The organism is Dryocola baronae (genome assembly GCF_051297175.1).
Lineage (GTDB): Bacteria > Pseudomonadota > Gammaproteobacteria > Enterobacterales > Enterobacteriaceae > Dryocola.
Window position 1 is genome coordinate 1,746,172 of the sequence record NZ_JBINNY010000001.1, and the last position, 13,770, is coordinate 1,759,941.

A 13,770-nucleotide genomic window follows, 5' to 3' on the forward strand; every position below is an offset into this window, starting at 1 on the left:
AACCTGAGAGTCCCCAGGAGCTTACTCAGGTAAGTGACCGGGTGAACAGGTGCAGCCAACGCAGAAGCGGGCTGAAGGATGATGTGTAAATGAGAATTTTGGTCTACGGCATTAACTACTCGCCGGAACTAACCGGCATCGGGAAATACACCGGTGAAATGGTGGAGTGGATGACCGCCCACGGCCACGAGGTGCGGGTAATTACCGCGCCTCCTTACTATCCGGTCTGGGAAGTGCATCCGGAATATTCGGCATGGAAGTATAAAAAAGAGCAGGGTGCGGCGACCGTCTGGCGCTGCCCGCTATACGTGCCGAAACAGCCTTCCACCCTAAAGCGCCTGATTCACCTCGGCAGCTTTGCGGCGAGTTCGTTCTTCCCGCTGATGGCGCAGCGCCGCTGGAAGCCGGACTGCATTATCGGCGTGGTGCCGACCCTGTTTTGCGTGCCGGGCATGCGCCTGCTCGCAAGACTTAGCGGGGCGCGCACGCTGCTGCACATTCAGGATTACGAAGTGGACGCGATGCTCGGCCTCGGCATGGCGGGCGGCAGCAAAAGCCGCGTGGCAAAGCTTGCCCAGCGCTTTGAACAAAGCTGCCTGCACGGCGTCGACAACGTTTCTACGATTTCCCGCTCGATGATGAATAAAGCCGTCGAGAAAGGCGTTGACCCGCAGCGCGTGATCTTCTTCCCCAACTGGTCGGAAGTGGAGCGTTTTCGCGATGTTTCACCCGAGGCCGTGGCGGCGCTACGCACCAGCCTGAGCCTGCCTGCGGATAAAAAAATCATTCTCTATTCCGGCAACATCGGGGAAAAACAGGGGCTGGAGACGGTCATTGACGTTGCTCAGCGTTTTGCTGACCGGCCTTACCTGTTTGTGATTGTCGGCCAGGGCGGCGGGAAAGCGCGCCTTGAAAAACGCGTGGCGGACTGCGGGCTGCAAAATGTGCTGTTCCACCCGTTGCAGCCCTATGACGCGCTGCCAGCTCTGCTGCGGCTTGCCGACTGCCATTTGGTTATCCAGCGTCGCGGCGCGGCGGACGCCGTGCTGCCCTCCAAGCTCACCAATATTCTTGCCGTTGGCGGCAACGCGGTGATTACCGCCGAGCCGGAAACGGAGCTGGGCCAGCTTTGCGAGCAGTATCCGGGCATCGCCGTTTGCGTGGAGCCTGAATCCGCCGACGCGCTTGCCGCGGGTATCGAACGCTGCCTGCTGCTGCCCGCACACAACACGGTGGCACGTGACTACGCCGAGCGCACGCTCGAAAAAGACAACGTGCTGAGCCAGTTTTTATCAGATATCGCGTCACACGACGCCGGGGTTAAACCATGAGTCATTCGCAGCTTTATCCGGTGATTATGGCCGGGGGGAACGGCAGCCGTTTGTGGCCCCTGTCCCGCGTGCTTTACCCGAAACAGTTCCTCTGCCTGAAGGGGGATCTGACCATGCTGCAAACCACCATCAGCCGCCTAAACGGCGTGGAGTGCGAAAGCCCGGTGGTGATTTGTAACGAAGAGCACCGTTTTATCGTTGCCGAGCAGCTGCGCCAGCTGAACAAGCTGACCGAGAACATCGTCCTCGAGCCCGCAGGCCGCAACACCGCACCGGCGATTGCGCTGGCCGCGCTTGCCGCCATCCGCAACCAGCCGGAAAGCGATCCGCTGATGTTGATCCTCGCCGCCGACCACGTGATTCAGAACGAAGACGCCTTCCGCGCCGCGGTGCGCAACGCGCTGCCGTACGCCGAGGCGGGCAAGCTGGTGACCTTTGGCATCGTGCCGGATCTGCCGGAAACCGGCTACGGCTACATTCGCCGCGGCGAGCCGGAAGCGGCGGGCATGGACGCGGTAGCGTTCAGCGTGGCGCAGTTCGTGGAAAAACCCGATTTGAACACCGCGCAGGCCTACGTCGCCAGCGGCGAATACTACTGGAACAGCGGCATGTTCCTGTTCCGCGCCGGGCGCTACCTGGAAGAGCTGGCGAAGTTCCGCCCGGACATTCTGGAAGCCTGCGAAAAGGCGATGGCGGGCGTTGACCCGGATCTCGACTTCGTGCGCGTCGACGAGGCGGCGTTCCTCGCCTGCCCGGACGAGTCCATCGACTACGCGGTGATGGAAAAAACCGCCGACGCGGTGGTGGTGCCGATGGACGCGGGCTGGAGCGACGTTGGCTCCTGGTCATCGCTGTGGGAAATCAGCGCCAAAAGCACCGAGGGCAACGTGCACCACGGCGATGTGATCAGCCACGAAACCGAGAACAGCTATATCTATGCGGAATCGGGCCTGGTGACCACCGTCGGGGTGAAAGATTTGATCGTCGTGCAGACCAAGGACGCCGTGCTTATCGCCGACCGCGACCACGTGCAGAGCGTGAAGAAAGTCGTCGAGCAGATTAAGCACGACGGCCGCCACGAGCACCACAAGCACCGCGAAGTTTACCGCCCGTGGGGCAAATACGATTCGATTGATTCCGGCGAGCGCTACCAGGTGAAGCGCATCACCGTGAAGCCGGGCGAGGGGCTGTCTTTGCAGATGCACCACCACCGCGCCGAGCACTGGATCGTGGTGGCGGGCACGGCAAAGGTGACGCTGGGGGACGAGGTGAAGCTGCTGGGCGAAAACGAGTCCATCTACATCCCGCTGGGCGTGACGCACTGCCTGGAAAACCCCGGCAAGATCCCGCTCGACCTGATTGAGGTGCGTTCCGGCACCTATCTCGAAGAAGACGACGTGGTGCGTTTTAAAGACCGTTACGGGCGGATTTGATTTTGTCGGCTTTGTCGGATGGCGCTTCGCTTATCCGACCTACGGTCTGGATGATTTGTTGGATGGCGCTTCGCTTATCCGACCTGCGAAAGCCGGACGTGTAGGGTGGATAAGCGTCAGCGCCATCCACCGGAATGATGTCGGACGATCCGACCTGCGAATTTATTGAATCAAGGCCCTTCGGGGTCAGGGCTAACCGTTGCCCGAAGAAGAGGTCATCATGGAAAAATTAACCTGTTTTAAAGCCTACGATATTCGCGGCAGGCTGGGCGAAGAGCTGAATGAAGACATCGCGTGGCGCATCGGCCGCGCCTACGGCGAGTACCTGAAGCCGAAAACCATCGTGCTGGGCGGCGACGTGCGCCTGACCAGCGAAAGCCTGAAGCTGGCGCTTGCGCGCGGCCTGCAGGACGCGGGCGTGGACGTACTGGATATCGGCCTGTCCGGCACCGAGGAAATCTACTTTGCCACCTGGCATCTGGACGTGGACGGCGGCATCGAAGTGACCGCCAGCCACAACCCGATGGACTACAACGGCATGAAGCTGGTACGCCAGGGCGCGCGCCCGATTAGCGGCGATACCGGCCTGCGCGACGTGCAGCGCCTGGCGGAAGCGAACGACTTCCCGCCGGTGAATGAAGCAAAGCGCGGCGGCTATAAGAAGATATCCGTGGTGGAAGCCTACATCGACCACCTGTTCTCCTACATCAACGTCAAAAACATCAGGCCGCTGAAGCTGGTGATTAACTCAGGCAACGGTGCTGCTGGCCCGATCGTTGACGCCATCGAAGCGCGCTTCAGGTCCCTGAACGTGCCGCTGACCTTCGTGAAGGTTCACAACGCGCCGGACGGCAGCTTCCCGAACGGTATTCCTAACCCGCTGCTGCCGGAGTGCCGCGACGACACCCGCAACGCGGTGATTGAGCACGGTGCGGACATGGGCATCGCCTTTGACGGCGACTTCGACCGCTGCTTCCTGTTCGACGAGAAGGGGCAGTTTATCGAGGGCTACTACATCGTGGGCCTGCTGGCGGCGGCGTTCCTCGAAAAGCAGCCGGGGGCAAAAATCATTCACGACCCGCGCCTGTCCTGGAACACGGTGGATATCGTCGAGCGCGCGGGCGGCACGCCGGTGATGTCGAAAACCGGGCATGCGTTCATCAAGGAGCGCATGCGCGAGGAAGACGCGATTTACGGCGGCGAGATGAGCGCCCACCACTACTTCCGCGACTTTGCCTACTGCGACAGCGGGATGATCCCGTGGCTGCTGGTAACCGACCTGCTGTGCCTGAAGGGCAAAACCCTGGGCGAGCTGGTGTGCGACCGCATGGCGGCGTGGCCTGCGAGCGGTGAAATCAACAGCAAGTTAGCCGACCCGAAGGCGGCAATTGAGCGCGTGCAGCGGCATTTTGCGCCGCACGCCGAAGAAATCGACGGCACCGACGGGGTGAGCATGGCGTTCGGCGACTGGCGCTTCAACCTGAGAAGCTCGAACACCGAGCCGGTGGTGCGCCTCAACGTGGAGTCGCGTGGCAACGAGGAGCTGATGCAGGCGCGAACGCGGGAAGTTATGGCGCTGTTGAATCAGTAATTGCGGGTACGGAATCGCCTTGCATTTGTAGGGTGGATAAACGTAGTGCCATCCACCGCGAAGTCGCCCGATAGCGCGGCGGATGGCGCAGGCTTATCCGCCCTACAAAAGAAGGGAAGGGGTTCCGACACCCTTTGAACAAAGGTAAAACGATGACAAATCTAAAAAAGCGCGAGCTGCCAAAAACGAACGCATCGTTAATCTCCATGGTGCAACGTTTCTCCGACATAACCATTATGTTTGTTGGGTTATGGGTGGTGTGCAAGGTTAACGCGTTGCCGTTTTTGTACATGCATCTGCTGATGGCTCTGCTTGCCCTCGTGGTCTTCCAGATGGTTGGCGGGATCACGGATTTTTACCGCTCGTGGCGCGGCGTGAAGATTTCCAGCGAGCTGCTTCTGCTGCTGCAAAACTGGACGCTGAGCCTGATTTTCAGCGCCGGTCTGCTGGCCTTCAATCCTGATTTTGACGGTTCGTTCTGGGTCTATTTCGCCTGGTATGTGTTAACCAGCTTCGGCATGGTGGTCTGCCGTTCGCTTATCCGCTTCGGCGCGGGCTGGCTGCGCAATATGGGCTACAACACGCGCCGCGTGGCCATCGCCGGGTCGCTTCCCGTTGGGCGTCAGCTTGCGACCAGCTTCCGCAACGAGCCATGGTTAGGCTTTGAGGTCACCGGCGTTTACGACGATATGCAGCCCGCCACCGATTTGGGCGACTATGCGGGGAGCTTCGCCGAACTGGTTGAAGAGGCGCGCTCTGGCCGTATCGATAACGTTTATATCGCCATGGCGATGAGCGAGGAGACGCGCATTAAAAACCTGGTGCGCGAGCTGACGGACACTACCTGTTCCGTGCTGCTGATCCCCGACGTGTTCACCTTCAACATTCTTAACGCCCGCACCGAAGAGGTGAACGGCGTGCCGGTGGTGCCGCTGTTCGATACGCCGCTTAACGGTATTAACCGCATTCTGAAACGCCTGGAGGATATCGTGCTCGCATCGATGATCCTGCTGCTGATTTCCCCGGTGCTGCTGTGCATTAGCATCGCGGTTAAGGCGACGTCCCCCGGCCCGGTGATCTTCCGCCAGACCCGCTACGGCATGGACGGTAAGCCTATCAAGGTATGGAAATTCCGCTCGATGAAGGTGATGGAGAACGACGCGGTGGTGGTGCAGGCCACCAAAGGCGATAAGCGCATTACGCCGGTCGGCAACTTCCTGCGCCGCACCTCGCTTGACGAACTGCCGCAGTTTATCAACGTGCTGCTGGGCGGCATGTCGATAGTCGGCCCGCGCCCGCACGCCGTGGCGCACAACGAGCAGTATCGTTCGCTTATCGAAGGCTACATGCTGCGCCACAAGGTGAAGCCGGGCATTACGGGCTGGGCGCAGATCAACGGCTGGCGCGGCGAGACGGATACGCTCGAGAAGATGGAGAAGCGCGTCGAGTTCGACCTGGAGTACATCCGCGAATGGAGCCTGTGGTTTGACATCAAAATTGTCTTCCTGACCATTTTCAAAGGCTTTGTTAACAAAGCCGCGTATTGAGTGAAGCGATTATGAGTCTGAGAGAAAAAACCATCAGCGGCGCAAAGTGGTCGGCCATGGCTACGGTGATTATCATCGGCCTTGGGCTGGTGCAGATGACGGTGCTGGCGCGCATCGTTGACAACACCGAGTTCGGGCTGCTGACCGTGTCGCTGGTGATTATCGCGCTGGCGGATACGCTGTCGGATTTTGGCATCGCCAACTCCATCATCCAGCGCAAGGAGATAAGCCACCTCGAGCTGACCACGCTCTATTGGCTGAACGTCGGGCTTGGGCTGGTGGTGTTTGCGGCGGTGTTTGCGCTCAGCGATTTTATCGCGGGCGTGCTGCACACCCCGGCGCTTTCACCGCTGATCAAAACGCTGTCGTTTGCCTTTATCATCATTCCCCACGGGCAGCAGTTCCGCGCCCTGATGCAGAAGGAGCTGGAGTTCTCAAAAATCGGCTCTATCGAAACGATTTCCGTGCTGGCGGGCTTTACGGTGACGGTGAGCGCGGCGATGTATTACCCGTTCGCCATGACTGCCATTATCGGCTATCTGGTGAATACGGTGGTGCGCACCTCGCTGTTTGGCTTCTTCGGGCGCAAGATTTACCGCCCCGGCCTGCACTTTTCGCTTAAGTCCGTTGGCTCGAACCTTAAGTTCGGCGCGTGGCTGACCGCCGACAGCATCATTAACTACGTGAATACTAATCTGTCCACGCTGGTGCTGGCGCGTATTCTCGGCGCGGGCGTGGCGGGGGGCTATAACCTCGCCTACAACGTGGCGGTGGTGCCGCCCATGAAGCTGAACCCGATTATCACCCGCGTGCTGTTCCCGGCATTTGCCAAAATTCAGGACGATACCGACAAGCTGCGCGTGAACTTTTACAAGCTGCTGTCGATAGTCGGCATTATCAACTTCCCCGCGCTGCTCGGCCTGCTGGTGGTGTCGAATAACTTCGTGCCGCTGGTATTCGGCGAGAAGTGGACGTTCATTACGCCGATTTTGCAGCTGCTGTGCGTTGTGGGCCTGCTGCGCTCCATCGGCAACCCGATCGGCTCGCTGCTGATGGCGAAGGCGCGCGTGGATATCAGCTTCAAGTTCAACGTCTTTAAAACCTGCCTGTTTATTCCGGCGATTATCGTCGGCGGCCATCTTGCCGGCGCGCTCGGCGTGACGCTGGGCTTCCTGTTCGTGCAGGTGGTGAATACCGTGCTGAGCTACTTCGTGATGATTAAGCCGGTGCTGGGCTCCAGCTACCGGGAGTACATCGCCAGCATCTGGCTGCCGTTTTACCTTTCCATTCCAACGCTGGTGGTAAGTTTTGCCCTGGGCGTGGCGTTAAAGGGGCATTTGTCGCTCGCGGCTTTGCTCGGCGTGCAGATTGCCGCAGGCGCCCTGGCGTTTATCGTCATGCTGGCGTTATCCCGCAACGCGCTGGTGGTGGAGATGAAGCGCCAGTTTTGTCGCAACGATCGTTTAAAAGCGCTGCTTCGCGCGAGCTAAGAACCCCAAAGAGGTCCTGATAATATGAAATTACTGATTCTTGGCAACCACACCTGCGGTAACCGCGGCGACAGCGCCATTCTGCGCGGGTTGATTGATGCCATTACCGCCGTTGACCCAGAAGTTGAGGTTGACGTGATGAGCCGCTACCCGGTGAGCTCGGCGTGGCTGCTGGGCCGCCCGGTGCTGGGCGACGGGCTTTACAAGCAGATGAAGCAGCACAATAACGCCGTCGGCCTGATGGGGCGCGTGAAGAAAGTGCTTAGGCGTAAATACCAGCACCAGGTGCTGATGGCGAAAGCCACCGACAGCGGCCGCCTGCGCAACATTTCCATCCCGCAGGGCTTTATCGATTTTGTGAAGTCGCTACACGAGTACGACGCGATTATCCAGGTTGGCGGCTCGTTCTTCGTCGATCTGTACGGCGTATCCCAGTTCGAGCACGCGCTGTGCAGCTTCATGGCCAAAAAGCCGGTGTACATGATTGGCCACAGCGTGGGGCCGTTCCAGGACCCGCAGTTTAACCATCTGGCGAGCTACGCGTTTGGCAATGCAAAGGCGCTGATCCTGCGCGAATCCGTAAGCCTCGACCTGATGAAGCAAAGCAACATCGATACCAGCAAGGTTGAGATGGGCGTGGACACCGCCTGGCTGGTCGATCATCACAGCGAGAGCTTTGTGGCGAGCTACGCGGTGCAGCACTGGCTGGATATCATCAGGCGGAAGAAAACCGTCGCCATTACCTTGCGCGAGCTGGCACCCTTTGATAAGCGGCTCGGCACCACGCAGCAGGCCTACGAGCAGGCCTTTGCCGCGGTGGTCAATCGCGTGATTGAGCAGGGCTATCAGGTGCTGGCGCTGTCCACCTGCACCGGCATCGACAGCTACAACAAGGATGACCGCATGGTGGCGCTGAATCTGCGCCAGTATGTGAACAATCCCGACCAGTATCACGTGGTGATGGACGAGCTGAACGACCTGGAGATGGGCAAAATCCTCGGCGAGTGCGAGCTGACCGTGGGCACGCGCCTGCATTCCGCGATTATCTCCATGAACTTCGCCACCCCGGCTATTGCCATCAACTACGAGCACAAGTCGGCGGGCATTATGCAGCAGCTCGGCATGCCGGAAATGGCTATTGATATTCGCCAACTGCTGGACGGTTCGCTGCAGGGCGTGGTGTCCGACGTGCTGGGCCAGCTCCCGGCGATAAACGAGCGCTTAGCGAAAGCGGTGCGGGCCGAGCGTGAATGCGGCCTGCGCATGGTTGAGTCCGTGCTGAGCCGGGTCAAGGAGGCGAAATGAAAGTTGGCTTCTTCCTGCTGAAGTTCCCGGTTGCCTCCGAAACCTTCGTGCTCAATCAGATCGTGGCGTTTATCGATATGGGCTATGAAGTAGAAATTGTCGCCATTCAGAAGGGCGATTTGGCCCATACCCACGCCGCCTTTAAAGAGTACAGGCTGGCGGAGAAAACCACGTGGCTGATGGACGAGCCGGAGGGGAAGGTGGCGAAGCTTCAGTCCCGCGCGCTGAACACCCTGCGCGGCTCGCTGCGGCCACGCACCTGGCGGGCGCTGAATGCCAAACGCTATGGTGAAGAGGCGCGCAACCTGATCCTGTCGTCTATCTGCGGGCGTAATTCGCAGACTTTACGGGCCGACGTGTACATCGCCCACTTCGGCCCGGCAGGCGTAACCGCCGCCAAGCTGCGCGAGCTGGGCCTGCTGAAAGGCAAGATCGCCACCGTCTTCCACGGCATCGATATTTCCGGGCGCGAGGCGCTGGCGCACTACACGCCTGAATATCAGAAGCTGTTTACGCGCGGCGACCTGATGCTGCCGATAAGCAACCTGTGGGCCGGGCGGCTGGAAAAAATGGGCTGCCCGCCGGCGAAGATTGCCGTTTCGCGCATGGGCGTGGACATGGATCGCTTCTCGCTGCGCCCGGTTAAAGCACCCGCTAAAACGCTTGAGATTATCTCCGTTGCCCGCCTGACCGAGAAAAAAGGGCTGCACGTGGCGATTGAGGCCTGCCGCCTGCTGAAAGAGCGCGGCGTGGATTTTCGTTACAACATCCTTGGCATCGGGCCGTGGGAAACCCGCCTGCGCACGCTTATCGAGCAGAACCAGCTAGACGACGTGGTGTTTATGCCGGGCTTTAAGCCGAACCACGAGGTGAAGGCGATGCTGGACGAGGCTGACCTGTTCCTGCTGCCGTCGGTGACCGGCGAGGACGGCGATATGGAGGGTATCCCCGTGGCGCTGATGGAGGCGATGGCCGTCGGCATTCCGGTTGTGTCCACGGTACACAGCGGCATCCCGGAGCTTATCGACGCCGGAGAGTCCGGCTGGCTGGTGCCGGAATATGACGTCGTGGCCCTTGCCGACCGGCTTCAGGCTTTTGGCCGCGTCAATGAGAGCGAGCTTAAGCCGATGCTGGCGCAGGCCCGCGCGAAGGTCGAAACCGAATTCAATCAGAAAGTTATCTATCAAAATTTAGCCCGTCAGCTACATACGCTGTAAACCCACCGAGTGAAGCTTCACGAGGACGTATGCGCAAAAGATTTCAGGTCACAACCCTTCCGTTTTCCTCATCACGCCGCAAATTGCTTTGGGCCAGCTCGGTGCTGGCCGCGGTGCCTTTGGCTTTCCCTCGTGCGGTTTTGGCTGCCGGCCAGCGCAGCGAGGTAAACGTTCAGCAGTTCTACAAAGGCGACTGGATCGCCGCCTTCAAACAGGCCTTTGCCGCCGCAGATACCGTTGTCGTGCCCGTTGATTTGGTGTGCGACAACATCAACACCGCGATTTTTATGCCGGAAGGCAAAACGCTGCGCGTTGCGGGCGGCCTGAAGGGCAACGGCAAGGGGCGCTTTGTCATGCAGGACGGCTGTAAGATCCTTGGCGAGAAGGGCGGGAGATTTAACAATCTCACCCTTGATGTGCGCGGGTCTGACTGCACCATCAAGGGCATTGATATGAGCGGCTTCGTGCCGGTCACGCAGATTTACATCGGCGGAAAAGAGAAGCGCACCATGCGCAACCTCACGATCGACGATATCACCGTCCATGACGCCAACTACGGCATTTTGCGGCAGGGCTTCCACAACCGCATGGAAAACGTCAAGATCACCAACGGGCGCTTCAGCCAGCTGCAGGGCGACGCCATCGAGTGGAACGTGGCGATCAACGACCATGACCTGCTTATCTCCGACCATGTGATCGATAACATCAACTGCACCAACGGCAAGATTAACTGGGGCATCGGCATCGGCCTTGCGGGCAGCACCTACAATAATGACTACCCCGAAGACCAGGCGGTGAAAAACTTCGTGGTGGCGAACATCACCGGCAGTAATTGCCGCCAGCTGGTCCACGTCGAAAACGGCAAGCACTTTATTATCAGAAATGTGAAGGCGCGCAATATTAATCATACTTTCAGCAGGAAGGCGGGAATTGATAATGCGACCGTCGCAATTTATGGCTGTGATAATTTCGTGATTGATAATATCGATATGGTAAATAGTGCGGGCTTTCTCATAGGTTACGGCGTTATCAAGGGTAACTATCTGTCGATCCCGCAAAACTTCCGCCTCAATAACATCACGTTGGACAATACCAACATGGAGCTTAAGGCGCGAGGCATCCAGATTTCGTCCGGCAACGCCACCTCATTCGTCGCCATCACCAACCTGAACATGAAGGGGGCAGGGCTTGAGCTGAACAATAAGCCGCAGCACCTTTTCCTTAGGAATGTCAACGTGATGCAGAAGGCAAGCGTGGGGCCAGCGCTCAAGCTGCGCTTCGACTTGCGCAAGGACGTGCGGGGCCGCTTTATGGCGAAAGACGACACGCTGCTGTCGCTTGCCAATGTTCACGCGGTGAATGAAAAAGGGCAGAGTTCGGTGGACATCGACCGTGTCGATCATCAGCATGTGAACACGTCGAACCTGAATTTTGGTTTGCCTTTACATCGTAGATAGGCTGAAAGTTCGACTAAAAATATTAATAAAAGGCATAGAATCAGTTCTTTAGATATTAGTCCAGTATAAAAATTGGCAGGTTTTTTTATGCTGGCTATCAAGATTTAAAAGTTTATAATTCTGCCTTAAAATCAGATGTAACCGAGTGTTAGCGTCTGGACATCGCCATTGATTTCACACGGTTTTGAACTGTCTGACTCACTGGACAAAATTTACTCATTGGGCTTGGTATGAAAGATAAGGTTATTTTTGTTGGTGCATCAGGATTTGTTGGAACCAGACTTATTGAGACAGCAAAATCTGATTTCGAAATCAAAAATTTAGATAAGCAGACTAGCCATTTCTACCCTGACATTACTGTTCTGGGCGATGTTCGTGAACAAAGTTCTCTCAATGAACAGTTTGCTGACCAGCATACGGTCGTTCTACTCGCAGCGGAGCATCGCGATGATGTTAGCCCAACGTCACTCTACTATGATGTTAACGTTCAGGGTACGCGCAACGTTTTGGCCGCTATGGATAAAAATGGTGTAAAAAACATCATTTTCACCAGCTCCGTTGCGGTTTATGGTTTAAACAAAATTAACCCTGATGAAAACCACCCGATCGACCCATTCAACCACTATGGAAAGAGCAAATGGCAGGCTGAAGAAGTACTGCGTGCCTGGCATAATGAAGCTCCGCAGGAGCGATCTCTAACCATCATTCGTCCAACGGTCATTTTTGGTGAGCGTAACCGCGGCAATGTTTATAACTTACTCAAGCAAATTGCCAGCGGTAAGTTTGCAATGGTAGGCTCGGGTAATAACTATAAATCAATGGCTTATGTTGGAAATATTGTTGAATTTATCAAGTATAAACTTCACAATGTTGGGCAGGGATATCAGGTTTATAATTATGTCGACAAACCAGATCTCAATATGAATCAGCTTGTTTCAGAAGTTGAAAAAAGCCTCAATAAAAATATCCCTTCAGTACATTTACCATACGCTGTAGGCATGCTCGGCGGTTTTTGTTTCGACGTTTTAAGTAAAATTACCGGAAAAAAATACCCTATTAGTTCTGTACGTGTGAAGAAGTTTTGTGCAACAACGCAATTTGACGCGAGCAAGGTTCATAGTTCAGGATTTGTTGCGCCCTATACGCTTTCGCAGGGACTCGATCGTACCTTGCAGTATGAATTTGTTACGGCAAAAAAAGATGACATCACGTTTGTTTCCGAGTAACAAAAAAGCCAGTTTGGGAGAGTTATCTGATTCAGCCGCTCGCTCATAAGATATATTTTGAGTGGACATTTTGGGCTGAATTTTGCAAGAGTTCTGGACTTATCAGTCCAGGCAATCAAATCGGCATTTTAAGATGGATATGCTCTTGCGAGAGACTATAATCCTCCAACCATTTAAGAGGTGGGACTGAACATGACTAATTTGAAAGCAGTTATTCCGGTGGCCGGTCTTGGGATGCACATGTTGCCTGCAACAAAAGCCATCCCAAAAGAGATGTTGCCGATTGTCGATAAGCCGATGATTCAATACATCGTCGATGAAATCGTGGCTGCGGGTATTAAAGAAATTGTTCTGGTGACCCACTCTTCCAAGAATGCGGTCGAAAACCATTTCGACACGTCTTACGAGCTAGAAGCCCTGCTGGAACAGCGCGTGAAGCGCCAACTTCTGGCAGAAGTGCAGTCCATCTGTCCTCCTGGCGTGACCATCATGAACGTTCGTCAGGCGCAGCCGCTTGGCCTTGGTCACTCTATTCTGTGTGCGCATCCGGTCGTTGGCGATAATCCTTTCATCGTCGTTCTGCCTGACGTGGTATTGGACGACGCAAGTGCCGATCCACTGCGCTATAATTTAGCCGCGATGGTTGCGCGTTTTAACGAAACGGGCCGTAGCCAGGTGCTGGCGAAGCATATGCCGAACGAAGATTTGTCCGCTTATTCCGTGATCACCACGAAGGAATCTCTGGATAATGCGGGGCAGGTGAGCCGCATCGTTGAATTCGTAGAAAAACCAGACCAGCCGCAGACGCTTGATTCCGACCTCGCTGCCGTGGGTCGCTACGTGCTGTCTGCCGACATCTGGCCGGAGCTGGAAAAAACCGAACCGGGTGCCTGGGGCCGTATCCAGCTTACCGATGCCATTGCCGCGCTGAACGAAAAACAGCCGGTAGAAGCCGCGTTGATGACGGGCGAAAGCTACGACTGCGGTAAGAAAATGGGTTATATGCAGGCTTTCGTAAACTACGGCCTGCGTAACCATAAAGAAGGGCAGAAGTTCCGGGAGAGCATCCAGAAGATGCTGGCTCGTTGATAAATAAAATTCTGTTACAAAGAGGCATCTCGAAGCTTAAAACGAAATTATCTGGATACCTCTTTAATTTTTATTGAGTTGATG

Annotated in this window: 10 protein-coding genes; all 10 read left to right on the forward strand. The window is 56.4% G+C overall.

Features of this window, described 5'->3' with window-relative positions; genetic code table 11:
• Positions 1-89: 89 nt before the first annotated feature.
• The 10 genes from wcaI (at position 90) to galF (ending at position 13,686) form a co-directional block, all read left to right on the forward strand.
• A complete protein-coding gene (gene wcaI, locus ACSPHG_RS08120) occupies positions 90-1,331 on the forward strand; it encodes a colanic acid biosynthesis fucosyltransferase WcaI (RefSeq protein ID WP_435952977.1) in 1,242 nt (413 codons plus the stop codon).
• Complete coding sequence (cpsB, locus tag ACSPHG_RS08125) at positions 1,328-2,764, forward strand: mannose-1-phosphate guanyltransferase (protein WP_435952978.1); 1,437 nt, start codon at positions 1,328-1,330, stop codon at positions 2,762-2,764. The genes wcaI and cpsB overlap by 4 nt, the downstream gene beginning before the upstream one ends.
• A gap of 220 nt (positions 2,765-2,984) precedes the next feature.
• Positions 2,985-4,355: a phosphomannomutase CpsG gene (gene cpsG / locus ACSPHG_RS08130; protein WP_435952979.1), complete on the forward strand. Its 1,371-nt coding sequence runs from the start codon at positions 2,985-2,987 to the stop codon at positions 4,353-4,355.
• A 152-nt stretch (positions 4,356-4,507) separates the two neighbouring features.
• Positions 4,508-5,902 carry an undecaprenyl-phosphate glucose phosphotransferase gene (wcaJ, locus tag ACSPHG_RS08135; protein WP_435952980.1) on the forward strand — a complete coding sequence of 465 codons (1,395 nt, stop codon included), beginning with the start codon at positions 4,508-4,510 and terminating at the stop codon, positions 5,900-5,902.
• Between the two features lie 11 nt (positions 5,903-5,913).
• Entirely contained in the window at positions 5,914-7,392 is a 1,479-nt protein-coding gene (locus ACSPHG_RS08140) for an MOP flippase family protein (protein ID WP_435952981.1), read from the forward strand.
• Between the two features lie 24 nt (positions 7,393-7,416).
• Positions 7,417-8,697 (forward strand): colanic acid biosynthesis pyruvyl transferase WcaK, encoded by a 1,281-nt coding sequence (gene wcaK, locus ACSPHG_RS08145; protein WP_435952982.1) that lies wholly within the window; start codon positions 7,417-7,419, stop codon positions 8,695-8,697.
• Positions 8,694-9,914 (forward strand): colanic acid biosynthesis glycosyltransferase WcaL, encoded by a 1,221-nt coding sequence (gene wcaL, locus ACSPHG_RS08150; protein WP_435952983.1) that lies wholly within the window; start codon positions 8,694-8,696, stop codon positions 9,912-9,914. The genes wcaK and wcaL overlap by 4 nt, the downstream gene beginning before the upstream one ends.
• A 29-nt stretch (positions 9,915-9,943) precedes the next feature.
• Positions 9,944-11,371 (forward strand): colanic acid biosynthesis protein WcaM, encoded by a 1,428-nt coding sequence (gene wcaM, locus ACSPHG_RS08155; RefSeq protein WP_435952984.1) that lies wholly within the window; start codon positions 9,944-9,946, stop codon positions 11,369-11,371.
• Positions 11,372-11,601: 230 nt separating this feature from the next.
• The gene (locus tag ACSPHG_RS08160) at positions 11,602-12,597 is read left to right on the forward strand and encodes an NAD-dependent epimerase/dehydratase family protein (protein WP_435952985.1); all 996 of its coding nucleotides are present in this window, start codon (positions 11,602-11,604) and stop codon (positions 12,595-12,597) included.
• A 192-nt stretch (positions 12,598-12,789) separates the two neighbouring features.
• A complete protein-coding gene (galF, locus tag ACSPHG_RS08165) occupies positions 12,790-13,686 on the forward strand; it encodes a UTP--glucose-1-phosphate uridylyltransferase GalF (protein WP_435952986.1) in 897 nt (298 codons plus the stop codon).
• Positions 13,687-13,770 lie beyond the last annotated feature (84 nt).